19 protein-coding genes are annotated in these 17,363 nt (G+C 58.9%); 5 read left to right on the top strand and 14 right to left on the bottom strand.

The annotated features are described in order from the left end of the window. Nucleotides 1-2: 2 nt before the first annotated feature. Nucleotides 3-299, top strand: coding sequence for a DUF7742 family protein (locus ACR0L1_RS04775; protein ID WP_170770538.1), 297 nt, complete (start codon nucleotides 3-5; stop codon nucleotides 297-299). Here ACR0L1_RS04775 and ACR0L1_RS04770 read toward each other — a convergent pair. Then, on the bottom strand, nucleotides 280-618 hold the full coding sequence (locus ACR0L1_RS04770; protein WP_170770540.1) for a TraR/DksA family transcriptional regulator: 339 nt from the start codon (nucleotides 616-618) through the stop codon (nucleotides 280-282). The genes ACR0L1_RS04775 and ACR0L1_RS04770 overlap by 20 nt on opposite strands. Before the next feature lie 84 nt (nucleotides 619-702). Here ACR0L1_RS04770 and cysE point away from each other — a divergent pair, with 84 nt between their 5' ends. Beyond that, nucleotides 703-1,512 (top strand): serine O-acetyltransferase, encoded by an 810-nt coding sequence (gene cysE / locus ACR0L1_RS04765; RefSeq protein WP_170770542.1) that lies wholly within the window; start codon nucleotides 703-705, stop codon nucleotides 1,510-1,512. Between the two features lie 7 nt (nucleotides 1,513-1,519). Here the strand turns inward: cysE and ACR0L1_RS04760 are convergent, their stop codons facing one another. The 7 genes from ACR0L1_RS04760 to ACR0L1_RS04730 all read right to left on the bottom strand — a co-directional run bounded on the left by ACR0L1_RS04760 (nucleotide 1,520) and on the right by ACR0L1_RS04730 (nucleotide 7,681). Further along, nucleotides 1,520-1,756 (bottom strand): hypothetical protein, encoded by a 237-nt coding sequence (locus ACR0L1_RS04760; protein ID WP_170770544.1) that lies wholly within the window; start codon nucleotides 1,754-1,756, stop codon nucleotides 1,520-1,522. A gap of 154 nt (nucleotides 1,757-1,910) precedes the next feature. Beyond that, a complete protein-coding gene (locus ACR0L1_RS04755; RefSeq protein WP_170788803.1) occupies nucleotides 1,911-3,209 on the bottom strand; it encodes a pyruvate dehydrogenase complex dihydrolipoamide acetyltransferase in 1,299 nt (432 codons plus the stop codon). Further along, the gene (locus ACR0L1_RS04750) at nucleotides 3,209-3,517 is read right to left on the bottom strand and encodes a DUF5076 domain-containing protein (RefSeq protein ID WP_480857428.1); all 309 of its coding nucleotides are present in this window, start codon (nucleotides 3,515-3,517) and stop codon (nucleotides 3,209-3,211) included. Before ACR0L1_RS04750 ends, ACR0L1_RS04755 begins: the two co-directional genes overlap by 1 nt. 9 nt (nucleotides 3,518-3,526) lie before the next feature. Next, a complete protein-coding gene (locus ACR0L1_RS04745) occupies nucleotides 3,527-4,897 on the bottom strand; it encodes a pyruvate dehydrogenase complex E1 component subunit beta (protein WP_480502550.1) in 1,371 nt (456 codons plus the stop codon). 15 nt (nucleotides 4,898-4,912) lie between these two features. Then, entirely contained in the window at nucleotides 4,913-5,902 is a 990-nt protein-coding gene (gene pdhA / locus ACR0L1_RS04740; RefSeq protein WP_480857426.1) for a pyruvate dehydrogenase (acetyl-transferring) E1 component subunit alpha, read from the bottom strand. Between the two features lie 164 nt (nucleotides 5,903-6,066). Then, nucleotides 6,067-6,366: an FtsB family cell division protein gene (locus ACR0L1_RS04735; protein WP_480857425.1), complete on the bottom strand. Its 300-nt coding sequence runs from the start codon at nucleotides 6,364-6,366 to the stop codon at nucleotides 6,067-6,069. 124 nt (nucleotides 6,367-6,490) lie between these two features. Next, a complete protein-coding gene (locus ACR0L1_RS04730; RefSeq protein ID WP_480857423.1) occupies nucleotides 6,491-7,681 on the bottom strand; it encodes a phosphoglycerate kinase in 1,191 nt (396 codons plus the stop codon). 132 nt (nucleotides 7,682-7,813) lie between these two features. On the opposite strand from ACR0L1_RS04730, the gene ACR0L1_RS04725 reads away from it, so the two are divergent. Further along, a complete protein-coding gene (locus ACR0L1_RS04725; protein WP_170770558.1) occupies nucleotides 7,814-8,320 on the top strand; it encodes a peptidylprolyl isomerase in 507 nt (168 codons plus the stop codon). Further along, nucleotides 8,313-8,861 carry a peptidylprolyl isomerase gene (locus ACR0L1_RS04720; RefSeq protein WP_480857420.1) on the top strand — a complete coding sequence of 183 codons (549 nt, stop codon included), beginning with the start codon at nucleotides 8,313-8,315 and terminating at the stop codon, nucleotides 8,859-8,861. Before ACR0L1_RS04725 ends, ACR0L1_RS04720 begins: the two co-directional genes overlap by 8 nt. Before the next feature lie 39 nt (nucleotides 8,862-8,900). Here ACR0L1_RS04720 and aqpZ read toward each other — a convergent pair whose 3' ends face one another. From aqpZ to ACR0L1_RS04690, 6 genes are all read right to left on the bottom strand, one after another. Beyond that, nucleotides 8,901-9,587 (bottom strand): aquaporin Z, encoded by a 687-nt coding sequence (gene aqpZ / locus ACR0L1_RS04715; RefSeq protein WP_170770562.1) that lies wholly within the window; start codon nucleotides 9,585-9,587, stop codon nucleotides 8,901-8,903. A 66-nt stretch (nucleotides 9,588-9,653) separates the two neighbouring features. Continuing rightward, entirely contained in the window at nucleotides 9,654-10,463 is an 810-nt protein-coding gene (locus tag ACR0L1_RS04710) for a M90 family metallopeptidase (protein ID WP_170770564.1), read from the bottom strand. Nucleotides 10,464-10,553: 90 nt separating this feature from the next. Next, nucleotides 10,554-11,054, bottom strand: a complete 501-nt coding sequence (locus ACR0L1_RS04705; protein WP_170788795.1) for a bactofilin family protein — start codon at nucleotides 11,052-11,054, stop codon at nucleotides 10,554-10,556. Beyond that, nucleotides 11,044-12,369, bottom strand: a complete 1,326-nt coding sequence (locus ACR0L1_RS04700) for a DUF5930 domain-containing protein (RefSeq protein WP_480857418.1) — start codon at nucleotides 12,367-12,369, stop codon at nucleotides 11,044-11,046. Before ACR0L1_RS04700 ends, ACR0L1_RS04705 begins: the two co-directional genes overlap by 11 nt. Before the next feature lie 180 nt (nucleotides 12,370-12,549). Then, nucleotides 12,550-13,365, bottom strand: a complete 816-nt coding sequence (locus tag ACR0L1_RS04695) for a ferritin-like domain-containing protein (protein ID WP_480857815.1) — start codon at nucleotides 13,363-13,365, stop codon at nucleotides 12,550-12,552. 81 nt (nucleotides 13,366-13,446) lie between these two features. Beyond that, on the bottom strand, nucleotides 13,447-13,908 hold the full coding sequence (locus ACR0L1_RS04690; protein ID WP_480502542.1) for a peroxiredoxin: 462 nt from the start codon (nucleotides 13,906-13,908) through the stop codon (nucleotides 13,447-13,449). Between the two features lie 68 nt (nucleotides 13,909-13,976). On the opposite strand from ACR0L1_RS04690, the gene ACR0L1_RS04685 reads away from it, so the two are divergent. Continuing rightward, nucleotides 13,977-17,363, top strand: coding sequence for a YhdP family protein (locus tag ACR0L1_RS04685; protein ID WP_480857416.1), 3,387 nt, complete (start codon nucleotides 13,977-13,979; stop codon nucleotides 17,361-17,363).

Below are 17,363 nucleotides of genomic sequence, written 5' to 3'. Positions count from 1 at the left end.
CCATGCGCCCGGTGCTTCACGGCGATGTCAGTGCCGCCGCGCGGGTGCTGTTACGGGTTGACCCGCTGGACCGGGACCGCCTGTGCCAACGTATGATCCAAGAAGCAGAACTGGCCGATGCCTATGTCGGCCAGACCGGGTGTATGCATCCGCTGTTTGGAAATGGTTCCCTGATGGCGGCGGCGCGTAACAGGAAGCTGGCGGATGAGCCCAGCTTTGACGATCTGCGCTATTGTCAGTGCTTTGAACTGGTGCTGCGTCACCTGATCGACACTCGGATCAACCAGACGCGCAACTGACGCATTTGCTGGCCGCCAGGTCCAAATTCAGGCGGCCAGCGGGGATATCCTCTCCACAATCCTCGCAAAACCCGTATTCCCAGTCCTCCATACGCTGCAATGCGGATTGCAACCTACGCATTTCCAGATTCCTGTTTGCTTGCTGCGCCTTGGCCATGGCCTGATTTTGCAAAGCGTCCATTCGGCTCAGGCGACCGACGGCTTGCTGGTCCAGCTCGACAACCGCTTGCGCGTCCTGTCCAGCGGCTGAATCCTCCGCCAGTTCTTCCAACCGCGCTCGAATTTTGGCTTCGAATTCTGCCAGTTGCGATGCATTCATTTTCGTTGCCTTGCAGATCACGGGTTTGCGTTTGGCGTTTTTGCCACTAAATGGCATTCTAGGCGCAGCAAAGGATGAAAAGCCATGTTGGAAAAGCGCAGTCTTGTGACCCCCGTCGACCCCGTCTGGGACCGCATCACGACCGAGGCCGAAGCGGCCGTTGAAAATGAGCCCCTGATGGGCGGGCTGGTGCATGCCTGTATCCTGCATCACCGCAGTCTTGAGCGCGCGTTGTCGTATCGTGTAGCGGCCAAGCTGTGCTCGAACGAGATGTCGATGATGGTGCTGCGTGAGATTGTGGACGAAGCCTATGCCGACGATCCGTCATTGATCGAGGCGGCTCGCGCTGACCTTATGGCGGTCTACGAACGCGATCCAGCCTGCCACCGCCTGCTGCAGCCGATCCTGTACTTCAAAGGTTATCAGGCGATGCAGGCCTACCGTGTGGCGCATTGGCTGTGGCAGAAGAAACGCTACGATCTGGCCTATTTCTTCCAGATGCGCTCGTCCGAGATTTTCGGGATCGACATTCACCCCGCCGCGAAAATCGGCAAAGGGATCATGATCGACCATGCCCATTCCATAGTGATTGGTGAAACTGCTGTGGTGGGGGACAATGTCTCGATGCTGCATTCAGTGACGCTGGGCGGGACCGGTAAGGAAGAAGAGCAGCGTCACCCCAAGATTGGCAACGGTGTTCTGATCGGGGCCGGGGCCAAGGTTCTGGGCAATATCGAAGTGGGTCATTGCAGCCGGATCGCTGCGGGCTCGGTTGTGTTACAGGAAGTGCCCGCGTGCAAAACAGTGGCGGGCATTCCAGCCAAGATCGTGGGCGAAGCAGGGTGCGATCAGCCCTCGATCTCGATGGATCACATGCTGGGAAAGGACCAGTAAGTGAGTATTAGTTCGAGCGGTTGTTCTTTTCGTTCAACCGCTTGAGCCGCCGTTCTTCTCGCCGTTTCTTACGCTCTTCAATTCGTTTGGAACGTTCTGCTTCCCATTTGGCAACCGCGCTTTTTGAATTGTATTTCGAGTTTTCGCCGGGATAGCTATTGGGCTTGGCATAGGCGTCGGCGGGTGCAATCGCAGCCAGCATCAGCAAAACCAATCCTGTTCGAGTAATTCGCGTGAAGGTCATGGGGCACCTGTGCATTCGTTTCTGATCTGCACTCAATTTGGTGTGCTGCGCAGAACCTAGCAACAGTCGGGCAGATCACGCTTGCTCACATCCCGTCAGGGCACCAAAAAGCCGCGCCGGAAAATCGGGCGCGGCTGTTTTGTGTTATTAGATGTTAGGCCAGCATAACCATCGGGTTTTCAAGGTTTTCCACGATAGCTTGCAGCAGTTCTGCCCCAAGCGCACCATCGATAACCCGATGATCGACGGACATGGTGACGGACATCACGGTTGCTGCGGTCAGCTCTCCATCATCGCCTACAACCGGTTTCTTGACACCGGTGCCCACAGCCAGAATTCCAGCGTGCGGCGGGTTCACGATAGCGTCGAAATTGTCGATGCCAAACATGCCCAGATTCGAGATCGCAAAGGTACCGCCCTGATATTCATGCGGTGCCAGTTTGCGTTCACGCGCGCGCCCGGCCAGGTCCTTCATCTCGGTCGACAAAGCAGACAGCGACTTGGTGTCGGCATCCTGCAGCACCGGGGTGAACAACCCGCCCTCGATCGCGACGGCCACGGCCACGTCCGAGGGTTTCAGTTGCAGCACCCGATCACCGGCCCAAACCGCGTTACAGGCTGGAACTTGTTGCAGCGCGTTGGCGACAGCTTTGATGATGAAGTCGTTGACGCTGAGCTTCACGCCACGGCCTTCCAGCTGCTTGTTCAACTGGCTGCGGAACTTGAGCAGCGCGTCCAGTTTGATATCGCGGCGCAGGTAGAAATGCGGGATGGTCTGCTTGGCCTCGGACAGGCGCGCGGCGATGGTCTTGCGCATGCCGTCGAGCTTGATTTCCTCGTAGTCGCGGCCCTCGTACATCTTGGCTACGGCATCTGCCGAGGGGCCAGCCGGAGCTGCCGCCGCCGGAGCCGCTGCTGCAGGTGCGGGCGCTGCCGCTGGGGCCGTCGCCGTTGCGCCTTCCACATCTGCTTTGACGATACGTCCATGCGGGCCCGAGCCGGTGATCTGCGCCAGATCAAGGCCTTTTTGCGCGGCAATCCGGCGGGCCAGAGGCGAGGCAAAGATACGACCGCCATCGGCCTTGACCGGAGCAGCCGGGGCAGGGGCGGGCGCCTCGGACGCCGCAGGGGCGGCCTCGTTACCCGCGGCGACTGCCGGGGCAGCCGCGGGCGCTGCTGCGGGCGTTGCGCTGATATCATCGGCGCTTTCACCATCTTCCAGCAGGATCGCGATGGCCGTGTTGACCTTCACGCCTTCGGAGCCTTCCGGGATCAGGATTTTGCCAATGGTGCCTTCGTCAACGGCCTCGAATTCCATCGTCGCCTTGTCGGTTTCAATCTCGGCCAGCAGGTCGCCAGACGACACGGTATCGCCCTCTTTGACCAGCCATTTGGCAAGCGTGCCTTCTTCCATAGTCGGCGACAGGGCGGGCATCAGAATTTCTGTGGGCATTAGTGCTTACTCCCCTGGAGCGATCCCGAAAATTCCGGGTATTGATTCAAACGATCTGCAAACCCTGCTTCGATTTGAGCCAGAAGTAGGTCTGAGGAACCTGCGTCCGGGCGGTCTTGCAGCATTCCGTTAACAGCGTGTTGTGCGATATCGGCCAAGATGGAGCCCCAAAGTCGGGGCTCCTCATCGGGGTCAAATAGCCCGATATTCAATGTTAGTTGATGCTCTTCATCAGCTATCCAGAAACGAACCATATCGTGGGCCGTTTCATTGGTTTCTACATCTTCTGGAGGGGCGAGCGGCCGCATGACTATTCCTTACCGGTAGGTCACTTGTTTGACGGCGGCGATGACCTCATCAGTGGTGATAAGGGCCAGCTTTTCGAGGTTCGCGGCGTAAGGCATCGGAACGTCCTTGCCGGTGCAGTTGATGACCGGCGCGTCGAGATAGTCGAACGCCTCCTGCATCACGACCGAACTGATATAGCTGCCGACCGAGCCTTGCGGCCAGCCTTCCTCGACGGTCACAAGACGGTTGGTTTTCATCACCGAGTTGATGATCGCGCCAGTGTCCATCGGGCGGATGGTGCGCAGGTCGATGACCTCGGCGCTGATACCTTCTTCGGCCAGCTTATCGGCGGCTTCTAGCGCGTATTGCATCCCGATGCCGAAGCTGACGATGGTCACATCCGTGCCTTCGCGCCAGATACGCGCTTTGCCCAGCGGGATGGTCAGATCGTCCACTTGGGGCACGTCGAAAGACCGGCCATAGAGGATTTCGTTTTCCAGGAAAATCACCGGGTTGGGGTCGCGAATGGCCGATTTCAGCAGACCTTTGGCGTCGGCTGCCGAATAGGGCATGACGACTTTCAGGCCGGGGATTTGCATATACCACGCCGCGTAATCCTGGCTGTGCTGCGCGGCAACGCGGGCGGCGGCACCGTTGGGGCCACGGAACACGATGGGACAGCCCATTTGACCGCCGGACATATAGAGCGTCTTGGCGGCGGAGTTGATGATCTGGTCAATCGCCTGCATGGCGAAGTTGAAGGTCATGAACTCAACGATGGGTTTCAGGCCGCCAAAGGCAGAACCAACTGCGATACCGGCAAAACCATGTTCGGTGATCGGCGTGTCGATCACGCGTTTGGGGCCGAATTCATCCAGCAGACCTTGGCTGATCTTGTATGCGCCCTGATACTCGGCAACCTCTTCGCCCATCAGGTAGACGTCGCCGTCACCGCGCATTTCCTCGGCCATCGCATCGCGTAGGGCCTCGCGGACGGTTTCGGATTTCATCTCGGCATCGGCTGGCCAATCCGGCGACAGATCGACGACCGGAGCCGCCGGTGCGGCGGCGGGAGCGGGGGCCTCAACCGCCGCAGGGGCGGCCTCGGTCACCGCTGCGGCTGCGGGCGCAGCCGCGGGCAGGGCGGAGGCGTCTTCGCCTTCGTCCACAAGCACGGCTATGGGGGTATTCACCTTGACCCCTTCCGTGCCTTCCGCGATCAGGATCTTGCCAACGATACCTTCATCGACAGCTTCGAACTCCATCGTCGCCTTGTCGGTTTCGATCTCGGCCATGATATCGCCGGATGATACAGTGTCGCCTTCTTTGACCAGCCATTTGGCCAGCGTGCCCTCTTCCATAGTGGGCGAAAGGGCGGGCATGAGAATTTCGGTTGCCATGTCTTAATCGTCCTCTCAGGCGTAGATATCTGTCCAGAGCTCTTCCACGGAAGGCTCGGGGCTTTCTTTCGAGAATTCGGCGGCCTGGTTGACGATCTCTTTGATCTCTTTGTCGATCGCCTTCAGGTCATCTTCGCTCGCGTGTTTGCCGGTCAGTAGCAGCTCACGCACATGTTCGATCGGGTCGCTTTGTTCGCGGACCTTCTGAACCTCTTCGCGGGTGCGGTATTTGGCCGGGTCGGACATCGAGTGGCCGCGGTAGCGGTAGGTTTTGACCTCAAGGATATATGGGCCATTACCCGCGCGGCAGTGGGCGACGGCTTTTTCACCGGCAGCTTTGACTGCAAGCACATCCATGCCGTTCACGATCTCGCCGGGGATGCCGAAAGCCTCGCCACGATGGTAGATATCTTTGGTCGAGGTCGAGCGTGCCTGTGATGTTCCCATTGCGTATTGGTTGTTCTCGATCACGAAAACCACGGGAAGGTCCCACAGGGCCGCCATGTTAAACGTCTCGTAAACCTGACCCTGGTTCGCAGCACCATCGCCAAAATAGGTAAAGGTGACGCCGCCGTTTTCTTTATACTTATCTGCAAACGCCAGACCTGCACCCAATGGAACCTGCGCGCCAACGATGCCGTGGCCGCCATAGAAATTCTTCTCTTTCGAGAACATGTGCATCGAGCCACCCTTGCCCTTGGACAGGCCGCCAATACGCCCGGTCAGTTCGGCCATCACGCCGCCCGGATCCATGCCGCAGGCCAGCATGTGGCCATGGTCGCGGTAAGAGGTAATTCGCTTGTCACCCTCTTTCGCTGCGGCCTCGAGACCCACAACAACGGCTTCCTGACCGATATAGAGGTGGCAGAAGCCGCCAATCAGGCCCATTCCATAAAGCTGGCCGGCCTTCTCCTCGAATCGGCGGATCAGTAGCATTTCCCGGTAATATGTGGTGAGTTCTTCAGCAGAAACATTTGGTTTCTTTGTAGTTTTTCGCGCAGCCATATTGGCGATCTCCCCCTCTCGGCAAGATAGTTTAGCGTTAAACTATTTCATAAAGCATTTCCGATGCTCTGGCGAGGGAAAATATGCGGCGACACTGACCCTGCAAGCACAGGTATCAAAGGGTGCGACGTCAGAGATTTTTCGTCGAAAAATCTTGGCCGGGCTTAGCGGATAACAATTTCGTCCGAGCGGATCATGCCCAGTACCGAGCGTGCCTGTTGATCCAGCAGATCCAGATCCAGATAAGTGTCCGAGAGGCGACGGGTCAGGTTCTCCATTTGGGCGATCTCAGCTTCCAGCTTTTCCAGATCGCGCGACAGGGCGTCCCGTTCCGCTGCAATCTCGACCCGTCGGAACAGGCCATAGTCCCCCTGCACGGCAGCGAAGGTGAAATAAACACCCAGCATAAATGCCACCATGAAGAAAACGACTGCGCCCAAACCGGGCCGATTGGAACGGGACACTCTGTTTACCGCCGTATGAAACGCCTCAATAACGGGCCCTTTTCGGGCCTCTGAAAGTACTATGTCACAGGTGATTCGGGTTGTGAATCCCCTGATTCGCAAAAAAGCGACAGGGCCGCGTTTTTTAATTCTCAAGCGCGGCGACGCCCGGCAGGGTCTTGCCTTCCATCCACTCCAAAAACGCGCCGCCTGCGGTCGAGATATACGAGAAATCCTTGGCCGCGCCGGATGCGTTCAGCGCCGCAACCGTGTCGCCTCCGCCGGCGACGGACACCAACTGGCCCGAGCGGGTCAAAGCGGCGGCTTTCAAGGCTGCGGCGTTGGTGGCGGCGTCAAAGGGCTCGATCTCAAATGCGCCCAGCGGGCCGTTCCAAATCAGCGTCTTGCTTTCTGCGAAGATCTGGGAAATTGCGGCAACACTGTCAGGGCCGGCGTCCAGGATCATACCGTCATCGGTGCATTGATCTACCGAAAGAACCTGATGCGGAGCACCTGCCTCGAACTTGTCGGCCACAACGATATCCGTTGGCAGAACGATCTTGCAGCCCGAGGTTTCCGCTTTGGCCATGATTTCGGCTGCGGTGTCCTTCATGGCGGTTTCCGCGAGCGACTTGCCGACATTCAGGCCTTTGGCAACGAGGAAAGTGTTGGCCATTCCGCCGCCGATGATCAGATAGTCCACTTTTTCGATCAGATTGCCCAGCAGCTCCAGCTTGGTGGACACTTTGGCTCCGCCCACAACTGCCGTCACCGGGCGTTTTGGCGCGCCCAGAGCGCCCTCAAGGGCCTCGAGCTCGGCTTGCATCAGGCGACCGGCGCAGGCGGGCAGAAGGCGGGCAACGGCCTCGGTCGAACTGTGTGCGCGGTGCGCGGCCGAGAAAGCGTCATTGCAATAGACTTCGCCGAGTTTGGCCATTCCAGCGGCCAGATCAGCGTCATTCTTGGTTTCAGCAGCGTGGAAGCGGGTGTTTTCCAGCAACAGAACCTGGCCGGGCTGCAGCTGCTCTGCAGCCAGCTCGGCCTCGGTGCCGACGCAATCTGCGGCAAACAGCACATCTGCGCCAAAGGCAGTGGTCAGGGTGGGGATCAGCTGTTTCAGCGACAGGTTCTCACGTCGCTCGCCACCCGGGCGGCCGAAATGCGCTAGCAGGATCGGTTTGCCGCCTGCCGCAAGGATATCGCGCACGGTGGGCACGATGCGCTGAATGCGGGTGGCGTCGGTCACAACACCGTCAACGACCGGCACGTTGATATCGACGCGCACCAGCACGCGTTTGCCGTTCAGGTCCATATCGTCCAGTGTTTTCCAGCCCATCACTCTGTCCTTGTCGTTACAACCGATTTAGGCGGTTCTTTTCCTGCATTTTGCCCTCAGGTCAATGCGTCACTTGGCATTCACGCCCATGCCGCATAGGTATTTGCGCAAGATAAACGACAGGAGGGCCACATGGCCGAGATCAAGGATCCCGAAAACACCATCATCATCGAGCTGAAAGACGGCAATGTCGTCATCGAACTGCTGCCTGACGTGGCCCCTCAGCACTCGGCCCGGATGAAAGAGCTGGCCCGTGGTGGCGAGTATGACAACGTGGCCTTCCACCGTGTGATCGACGGCTTCATGGCGCAGACCGGCGATGTGCAGCACGGCGACATGGAAGACGGGTTCAACATCCGTATGGCGGGTACAGGCGGCTCGTCGCTGCCGAACGTTCCGGCAGAGTTCTCGAAACTGCCACACGACCGGGGCACGCTGGGCGCGGCACGCTCGCAGAATCCGGATTCGGCCAATTCGCAGTTCTTCATCAACTTCAAGGACAATCACTTCCTGAACGGCCAATACACCGTCTACGGTCGAGTCATCGAAGGGATGGAACATGTCGATGCCATCACTCGTGGTGAGCCGCCGATGAGCCCTGACCGCATGATCAGCGTCAAGGTGGCCGCCGATGTATAAGCTGGCCGCTGCATTTGCCTTGCTGGCTAGCCCTGCGCTTGCCACAGGCCTTGAGATTGAGATCGAGGGTGAGGGTGCCAATGGCACCGTGACCGTTGATCTGTTTGACGATCTGGCCCCGAAACATGTGGAACAGATCAGCACTCTGGCTGCCGAAGGTAAGTATGACGGGGTGGTCTTTCACCGCGTGATTGAAGGCTTCATGGCGCAGACCGGGGATGTAGAGCATGGCCGTCTGGGCAGTGATCTGCGCCGCGCGGGCACCGGCGGGTCGGATCGCCCGGACCTGCCTGCCGAGTTCTCGGACTATAACTATGATCGGGGTGTTGTGGGCATGGCGCGGGCGCAAGACCCCAACAGCGCCAACTCGCAGTTCTTTATCATGTTTGCGCCCGGTCCGTTCCTAAACGGTCAGTATACGGTTGTGGGTCAAGTGACCAGCGGTATGGACGTGGTGGATTCGATCAAGCGTGGCGACGGGCCCAACGGCGCGGTGATCGGACAGCCGGATGTGATGAAAAAAGTTACAGTCACGGAATAATAGTAAAAGCCCCGATGCATTGCATCGGGGCTTTTTGCTTCAGTCGTCGCCCATTGCTTTCCAGATCAGTGCCCCGATTGCGGCCCCGATCAGGGGTGCAACCCAGAACAGCCAAAGCTGCGCCATCGCAGGACCGTCTGCAAAGAGGGCAACGCCGGTCGAGCGCGCGGGGTTTACCGATGTATTCGTCACGGGGATCGAGATCAGGTGGATCAGCGTCAGGCCCAGGCCAATGGCGATCGGCGCAAAGCCTTCGGGTGCAAAATTTGATGTCGCACCAAGGATGATGATCAGAAAGAACGCGGTCATCACGATCTCGATCACCAGCGCAGATAGCATCGAATAGCCTTCCGGTGAGGCCTCACCATACCCGTTTGAGGCAAACCCGCCTGCGCCTTCAAACCCCGGCGCGCCGCTGACGATCAGATATAACACAGCCGCTGCCGCAACCGCGCCGATCACTTGTGCGATCCAGTAAGGGATCAGATCCTTGGCGTCAAACCGTCCGCCGATCATCAGACCAAGGCTGACCGCCGGATTGAAATGCCCGCCCGAGATGTGACCGACAGCATAGGCCATGGTCAGTACCGTCAGACCAAAGGCGAATGAAACGCCCAGCCAGCCGATACCCACATCGGCCACTCCGGCCGCCAATACCGCACTGCCGCACCCGCCCAGCACCAGCCAGAACGTGCCGAAAAACTCGGCCAGAAGTTTTGATGACATGAAAAGCCCTCCGAAAATCAATGCGCTTAGCGTAATTCAAAAATTCATTTTTGTTAAATGTTTAGGTCATTCCCAGTCTGCCGGGTTCAGTTGGAACAGCTTTGAAAGCTGGTCGTAGACCTCGGGCGCGTCGGCTTTCAGGGCTTTGGGCCGCTCGAAAAAGACCTCGACAGAGACGGCAAAGAATTCCTCGTGTCCGGTGGCGCCATAGGGGTCGATGACCGTGGGGCGGCCATGTTCCACGGCGTGAACATGGGTGTCATAGGCGGTCAGAAAAACCCGTTCCCATTCTGCGAAACTCTGCCCGTCGCTCAGGATCGGGACGCCGTTGGTGCCGCCGGACAGATCATCGACCTGATGCGCGAATTCGTGCAACACGACGTTTTGCCCATCCCGGTCGTCCAACGCGCCTTGCTGGCTGTGGCGCCACGACAGGATGACCGGGCCGCGATCCCAGCTTTCGCCGGTGCGCACGATCTCTTTCTCGCTGATCACATAGCCGTCTTGCCTGCGCTGACGCGACTTGAAGGCGTTGGGATAGATCAGAATGGTGGTCAGGTTGTCGTACCAGATGTCACGGTTGACCAGCAGCAGTGAGGCCTGCGCAGCAATGGCCAGCTTCATCTCCTCGGTGACGTCCAGTCCGTCGCAGCCGTGGAATTGTACCTGATCCAGGAATAGGTTGATTTTGCCATCCAGCTTGTCCCGCAGACCGACGGGCAGGCGGCGCAACAGCGGAACCTGTGCGTCGATGATCCGACGCTGATGCTTGGTCAGAGGAGCTGCCAAAAGCGCATTGCGTGCTTGGATTTTGGACCAATGACGATAGGCGAAGAAGCCAGCGATCAGCAAAAGAACCGAGAAAAAAATCAACATTTGCAAAGACTACAAGCGACAATGGCGGCGTGAAACCAAAAACGCCGCAGGTTTCCCTGCGGCGTTGATAGAATTGATTGCGTGTCGGCTTTACTGCTTGACTTCAGCAGCCGGGTTCGCGCCGCCTTTGCCGCCGCGACCAGGGTTCAGCGGGTCGTCCTGACGCTGCACCGAACCTTCGAAATGCGCGCCGCTTTCGATAGCGATGGTCTTGTGAATGATGTCGCCTTCGACCCGTGCGGTCGACGTCAGACGGACTTTCAGACCACGCACCCGGCCTACGATACGGCCATTGATCACCACGTCATCGGCGGTCACTTCGCCCTTGATGGTGGCGGTTTCGCCGATGGTCAGCAGGTGGGCGCGGATGTCGCCTTCGACCGTGCCTTCGACCTGGATATCGCCCGAGGTTTTCAGGTTGCCGGTGATGTGTAGGTCCGCAGACAGAACCGACGCCGGAGGCTTGGGCTTGGGTGCAGTGCTGGCCTTGGTTTCAGACGGGGTAGGTGCCGCCGGTGTGGCCGGAGCCGCAGGCTTTGCCGCCTCGGACGCATTGGATGCGGGCTCGTTGATTTTGCTCTTAGAAAACATTTCTCGCAGCCTTAATGTAAGTCATTGGGTTAACAGGTTTTCCGTTCACGCGCACCTCATAGTGAAGATGCGTGCCGGTCGACCGTCCGGTGCTACCCATATCAGCAATATGATCCCCGCGCGAGACCCTTTGACCAACCTTTACACGTATCTTGGTGTTATGAGCGTAAAGTGTCTCAATTCCGAAGGCGTGCTTGATTTTCACCAGCCGTCCGAACCCGGACTGCCAGCCAGCATGGGTGACCACACCATCGGCGGTCGCAAAGATATCCGTCCCGTGCGCACCAGCGAAGTCTGCACCGTTGTGCATGCGCCGGCCACCGGTTTTGGGGTCCCGGCGGGTGCCGAATCCACTGGTGTAACGCACAACCGCGTTCACGGGGCTGGCAAACGGCGCCTTCTCGGCAGCGATACGGTACAGGTTCAGCTGGTCCATCTGCTGTAGCAGAGTGTTGGCGCGGATTTCGTCGGGGGTCAGTTCCTCACCGCGCGTGCTGAAGGATATGGGGGTCAGGGGGCCACCCATGCCGCTGTAACCACGCCGCACTTCTTCGATGATGCGGTCTGTGGGCATTCCTGCCTGACGGAACATCTTGTCGAGCGGTTCGACCGAGATGACCATTGCCTCTTCCAGTTGACGGAAAATCTCGTCACTGCGTTCCTGCATGAGCCGGATTTCCAGCTCAAGATCGTCACGTTCTTCCAGCGCATCCTTGGCATCAGCTGCGATCTGGTCCCGTTCCAGCGCCGTACGGGCCAGCGCTTGGGTCATGAAATCCATCTGGGCGGGGTCGCTTGCGCTGGCCATATAGGCCTCGTCCGCGCCGCCTTCCTGCTTGAGCTGAGCCAGTTCCAGACGCGCGTCTTCGCGCTGTTTCATCGTCGCGCGCAGGGTGGTCTGAATGACCTCAATGCCCGTTTCCAGCTCGCGGCGGCGGTTTTCCGAAGCTAGCAATTCGGATTGCATGGCCGAAATCTGCTGAAGCGCAGCGTTGAACCGGTCCTGCGCCAACAACGCCTCGGCGGCGCGCATGTCACGTTCCGCTGACAGGACGTTTAGACGTTCTTGGTAGGTCGCCTGATCCCGTTTCGCCTGATCGCGGAAATTGCCCGATCCGATACTGTCCATCAACAGGATCGCGGTTGCCACGGCGGTCCAGCCGACGATCAGCGCGACCCCAGCAACAGCTGCCACCTGCGTCTCGGAGCTGAGACGGATGAACCGTGTATCATTGTCGGATTTCAGAAATACCCGGCGTTCTGGTAGGTGCCGCTCGAGCAGTGAATGTAGTTTAATTGCCAGACGTGTTCGCACGCGTCTTCCCTCTGTCCATCCCCAATTCGGGACCGGTTGTGAGTTGTCTCCGTCCCTTGGGCCAACTGCATAGAGGGGACGTGCGATTTGGGCAAGTTTGTTAACCAGTTCACACAACGAACCGGTTTTTTCCCGCCCATTTTAGGCGGGAAGTTGCCGACAACGTCAACTTGTGCAGGTTTAACGCGCTTGACCGGGCGCAGGTAGGTCCACGGTCAGGGGCCAGTAGAAATCGGGGGGCAAACCGGCCTCGGCGCGTTTTTCTTCGTTGAAGGGTGGTTTCAGCACACCGTGGAAGTAGCGCCGCACCAAGGAGTGGAACACATCCTTGGGGTCGGCATTCTCGCGCCCGCAAAGGAAATGGAACCATTTCGAGCCATAGGCCACATGTCCTACCTCTTCGGCATAGATCACCTCGAGTGCGGCAATGGCGTGCTCATCCTTAGCTTTGCGGAAGATGCCGATCATGCCCGGTGTGACATCCAGCCCGCGCGCCTCGAGCACCATGGGGACGACGGCCAGACGGCCCATCAGGTCCTCGGCGGTGTCTTCTGCGGCGCGCCACATCCCGGCATGGGCAGGCAGGGCACCATAGTGGCTGCCCATGCGTTCCAAACAATCACAGACCATCTCGAAATGGCGCGATTCTTCTTCGGCGCATTTGACCCAGTCGTCATAGAATCCGATGGGCATGGGGACATGCCCGAAACGTGCGATGATGTCCCAATGAAGGTCCACTGCGTTCAGTTCGATATGGGCAACCGCATGCAACAATGCGATCCGGCCCGCCTCGGTGCCGGGTTTGCGCTTGGGCACCTCGCGCGGAGACAGAAGCTCGGGCTTATCTGGGCGCGCGGGGGACAAAGGCGGAGACGCCGTGCCGATTTCAATCGCGGGCGCATCCCCGCCGCGGGCGGCGAACCATTCGGCGGCATAGCGTTTGGACAGCGCGGTTTTTGCGTGTCCATCCGCGGTCGTCAGAACTTCGGTCGCCATCTGGGTCAGGGTTTTAGACACCGTTTTTCTCCGCTTGATCGGACTGCGTCATAGACCGGATGGCGACCGCAAGAAAAGGGGTCAGAGGTCGCGGACGGCCTCAAGCACCTCATCCACATGGCCGGGTACTTTGACCTTGCGCCAGACCTTGGCGACCTTGCCCTCGGCGTCGATCAAAAAAGTGGCTCGTTCGATCCCCATCGACTTGCGCCCATACATGTTCTTTTCAACCCACACGCCATAATCCTCACATACGGTCGAGCTTTCGTCGGACAAAAGTGGCGTGGTCAGGCTGTGTTTGGCGACGAATTTGTCGTGCTTGGCCACGCTGTCGCGCGAAATGCCGAAAACGTGAGCGCCCGCATCCGCAAAGGCCTGAAGTTGTTCCGAGAAACCGATGGATTCCTTGGTGCAGCCCGGCGTATCATCGCGGGGGTAAAAGAACAAAACGACGGCACCGCCGCGCAGGTCTGACAACGTGACCTCGCCACCGCCGTCGCGAGGCAAAGTGAAATCAGGGGCGATGTCTGTAACGTCGGGCATTGGAAACTCCGCTAAAGGTTTTTAAGTGCTGCCCGTGATCATAGGGCGGTGCGAGCGGGTTGAAAGGCGTGGATAGCAATTTGGTGCAGCACGACGACAAAAGTGCAGACCAGAGCAAGACACCCCGGCGTCGCAGGTCGCGCCGTCGGCTGGTTGCCTATTTGACCCTTGGCTTTACGTTGATGCTTGGCGCGCTGGCTGTCGCCGGTTGGTTCTTTCTGATCGGTCACCAGTTACACGCGCCCCAATGGATGCGCACGCAGGCTGAAAAACGGCTGGATCAGACGCTGGGCGGGCTGAAAGTTCGGTTCGGTGATGCGACGTTTTTCGTGAATGAACAATGGCTTCCGCGGCTAAGGTTACGTGACGTGACGATCAGTGACGCGGCGGGTCAGCAGATCGCGCAGGTCGGCGACTTGCGGACGCGCCTGTCTATGCGCGGCCTGTTGCGTGGCCAGATCCGCCCGCGTCGCATCATCCTGCAAGATGCCCAGATAGCCCTGACGCGCAACAAGGACGGGGCGTTGTCGCTGACGGTCGGGTCCGGCAGCTCTCCGGTGCAGCAGGCCCCGACGCTAGCTGAACTGATCGAGGAATCGGATGATGTGTTTCTGTCGCCAATCCTGTCGGGTCTGCGGTCGGTCGAGTTGCAATCGCTGACGCTGGACTACCAGGATTTGCGACTGGGTAGGGCCTGGGTTTTCGATGGCGGCCACATTACCGTCACACGCGACGGTGACGAAATGCGCCTTGCCACCGGCTTTTCGGTTCTGACCGGGCGGGACTATGCCAGCTCGATCGAGGCCAATTATACCAGTCTTCTGGGTAGTCCTCAGGCAAGTTTCGGATTTTCGATCACCGATTTACCTTCCGAGGATATTGCTGGGCAAAGCCTTGCGCTAGCCTGGCTGCAAGTGCTCAAAGCGCCGATTTCAGGGTCCTTGCGGGGCAGCATCGACGATCAAGCCGCGCTGGGCCCGCTGTTTGCCACCCTGAACCTTGGCGCAGGGGCCGTTCAGCCTACGCCCGAGACAAAACCCATTCGCTTCGAGTCTGCCCGGACGTATTTCACCTATGACCCAAGCCAGCAGGTGCTGGATTTTAACGAGGCGTCCGTGGTCTCGGACCTTGGAGCCATTCAGGCGGAGGGCAAGGCGTTTCTGCAAGGCATCGAAGACGGTGCGTTGGAAAGCCTGACCGCTCAGTTGCAGCTCAACAGCATCGACATCTATCCCGGCGGCCTGTTTCCGGAATCGTTGGAATCCGCACGGGCCGAACTGGATTTCCAGATGAAACTTTTGCCGTTCGAATTGCGTTTGGGACAACTGACCCTGACGGATGCCGATCACACATTGCGGGCCTCGGGGCGCTTACTTGGGCGACCCGACGGGTGGGTCGCGTCTCTGGATGCGCATCTGGATACGATGACCTCGGACCGGCTTTTGAACTACTGGCCCGAGATTTTGGCCCCCAAACCCCGCCTATGGGTGTCTGAAAACCTGTATGAGGGTGATTTCGCGGACATCGAATTCTCGCTTCGGGTCCGTCCCGAAACCAAACCTGATCTCTATCTGGGTTTCGGGTTCGACAACGCGAAGATCAGATTTGCCAAGACCCTGCCGCCCATTCAGGACGCACAAGGCCGGGTAAGCCTCCTGGAAAACCGCTTCACCGCCTCGGCCGAAAGCGGGGTGGTAATGGCCCCCGAAGGGGGCGCGGTCGATGCGTCGGGGACGTCCTTCATCATCCCCGATACGTCGATCAAAAAGGACTCGCCTGCGATTGCCCGGATCAAAGCCAAGGGCAAGGCGACTGCTGCGCTGTCACTTCTGGACCTGCCGCCGCTGGAATTGCTAAGCAAGGCCAATTTGCCCGTTGATTTAGCAGCGGGTGATGTCAGCCTGTCGGGCACGCTGTCCTTGCCGTTGATAAAAGGGCTGAAATTCGAAGATACCGAGTTTCATTTCACCGGTGACATCGACAATGTAAAAAGCGACCGGCTGGTTCCTGGTTTTACGGTCAGTGCCGACCGATTGACATTGTCGGGCGATCAAACTGCTGTCGAAATTGGCGGCTATGGTCTGTTTGGCGACGTGCCCATGCATGCAACATGGCGCCAACCCATCGGTGGCACCGAGCCGCAACGTAGTCAGCTGTCGGGCGAGATTGAACTGTCCCCGCGACTGATGACCGAATTGAAGGCGGGCCTGCCTCAGGGGATGCTGACCGGGCAGGGTACAGCCGATATCAATCTGGGAATTGGAGCGGGTGAACCGATCGCGCTGACGGCGACTTCGGATCTGGTCGGTGTCGCGCTGTCGATCCCCGAGTTGGGTTGGCGCAAGGGGCGGCAAGCTCAAGGCAAAATGACGCTCGACGCGACCTTGGGCGATCAACTGCGGGTTAATACGCTGAAACTGGATGCGGCAGGGCTGCGCAGCACCGCGTCTATCTCATTCCGCGAGGATGGCGAATTCGACAAAGTCGAGTTCAGTTCGTTCGATCTGGGCAATTGGCTTGCCGTCCCTGCCGAGTTGGTCAGCCGCGGCGCCTCGGTGCCTGATATTCGGGTGCAGGGCGGGGTGGTCAATCTGGGTGGCGCCACCTTTGGCGGCGGTAGCAGCGGCAGCGGGGGGACCGGGAACGGGCCGAACTTGGATGTAGTTCTGGACCGGCTGCAAGTGACGGAAAGCATTGCATTGACAGGCTTTAAGGGCGATTTCCGTACCACGGGCGGTGTCACGGGCGGCTTCACTGCGCGGATCAACGGCAGTGCCCCGGTACGCGGGACGATCACTCCACGCGGTGCACGCAGCGCGGTCGAGTTAATCTCGGATGATGCAGGCGACGCGCTTCGCGCTGCCGGGGTAATCACACAGGCGCGGGGCGGCACACTGACCATGACGCTGGAGCCGGTCGGCAACGGCAGTGACTATGACGCCAACTTGAAAATCTCGAACACGCGGATCACCGATGCGCCCGCCATGGCGGCCCTGCTGAACGCAATCAGCCTGGTCGGGTTGATTGACGAAATGGCCGGGCAGGGGATCTTTTTTGCGACAATTGAAAGCCGAATGCGCATCACACCGACCGAGATCAAGGTCCTCAGCGGCAGCGCGGTTGGTCCTTCAATGGGGCTGTCCTTCGATGGAACAGTCGACCTTGCAAATGGGCTGCTGAACCTGCGCGGCGCGATTTCACCAATATACCTGGTCAACGCGGTGGGCAGCCTGTTGACCAAAAAGGGTGAAGGGGTCATCGGGTTCAACTATTCCCTGACCGGTCCGCTCACCGCGCCCAAGGTTGCGGTCAACCCTTTGTCGGGCCTTGCGCCTTTGTTCTTGCGTAATTTGCTTAGACCACCACCGCCAAAAGTGACGGACGGGCCGAATTCTCAGCCGGTCAAATCGGACAACACGAAAGCAGCCTCTGGGACCCGCGGCGAGGACCGCTAA

It is taken from the genome of Ruegeria sp. J8 (assembly GCF_056531925.1).
This window is presented reverse-complemented; position numbering and strand designations above follow the sequence as displayed.

Bases quoted from the DNA above. Each gene is read 5' to 3' on its own strand.
- cysE (WP_170770542.1), top strand. From the start codon at position 703: ATGTTGGAAAAGCGCAGTCTTGTGACCCCCGTCGACCCCGTCTGGGAC.
- ACR0L1_RS04760 (WP_170770544.1), bottom strand. From the start codon at position 1,756: ATGACCTTCACGCGAATTACTCGAACAGGATTGGTTTTGCTGATGCTG.
- ACR0L1_RS04705 (WP_170788795.1), bottom strand. From the start codon at position 11,054: ATGTTTTCTAAGAGCAAAATCAACGAGCCCGCATCCAATGCGTCCGAG.
- aqpZ (WP_170770562.1), bottom strand. From the start codon at position 9,587: ATGTCATCAAAACTTCTGGCCGAGTTTTTCGGCACGTTCTGGCTGGTG.
- ACR0L1_RS04755 (WP_170788803.1), bottom strand. From the start codon at position 3,209: ATGCCCACAGAAATTCTGATGCCCGCCCTGTCGCCGACTATGGAAGAA.
- ACR0L1_RS04750 (WP_480857428.1), bottom strand. From the start codon at position 3,517: ATGCGGCCGCTCGCCCCTCCAGAAGATGTAGAAACCAATGAAACGGCC.
- ACR0L1_RS04725 (WP_170770558.1), top strand. From the start codon at position 7,814: ATGGCCGAGATCAAGGATCCCGAAAACACCATCATCATCGAGCTGAAA.
- ACR0L1_RS04710 (WP_170770564.1), bottom strand. From the start codon at position 10,463: ATGTTGATTTTTTTCTCGGTTCTTTTGCTGATCGCTGGCTTCTTCGCC.
- ACR0L1_RS04695 (WP_480857815.1), bottom strand. From the start codon at position 13,365: ATGGCGACCGAAGTTCTGACGACCGCGGATGGACACGCAAAAACCGCG.
- ACR0L1_RS04690 (WP_480502542.1), bottom strand. From the start codon at position 13,908: ATGCCCGACGTTACAGACATCGCCCCTGATTTCACTTTGCCTCGCGAC.
- ACR0L1_RS04720 (WP_480857420.1), top strand. From the start codon at position 8,313: ATGTATAAGCTGGCCGCTGCATTTGCCTTGCTGGCTAGCCCTGCGCTT.
- ACR0L1_RS04745 (WP_480502550.1), bottom strand. From the start codon at position 4,897: ATGGCAACCGAAATTCTCATGCCCGCCCTTTCGCCCACTATGGAAGAG.
- ACR0L1_RS04770 (WP_170770540.1), bottom strand. From the start codon at position 618: ATGAATGCATCGCAACTGGCAGAATTCGAAGCCAAAATTCGAGCGCGG.
- pdhA (WP_480857426.1), bottom strand. From the start codon at position 5,902: ATGGCTGCGCGAAAAACTACAAAGAAACCAAATGTTTCTGCTGAAGAA.
- ACR0L1_RS04730 (WP_480857423.1), bottom strand. From the start codon at position 7,681: ATGGGCTGGAAAACACTGGACGATATGGACCTGAACGGCAAACGCGTG.
- ACR0L1_RS04775 (WP_170770538.1), top strand. From the start codon at position 3: ATGCGCCCGGTGCTTCACGGCGATGTCAGTGCCGCCGCGCGGGTGCTG.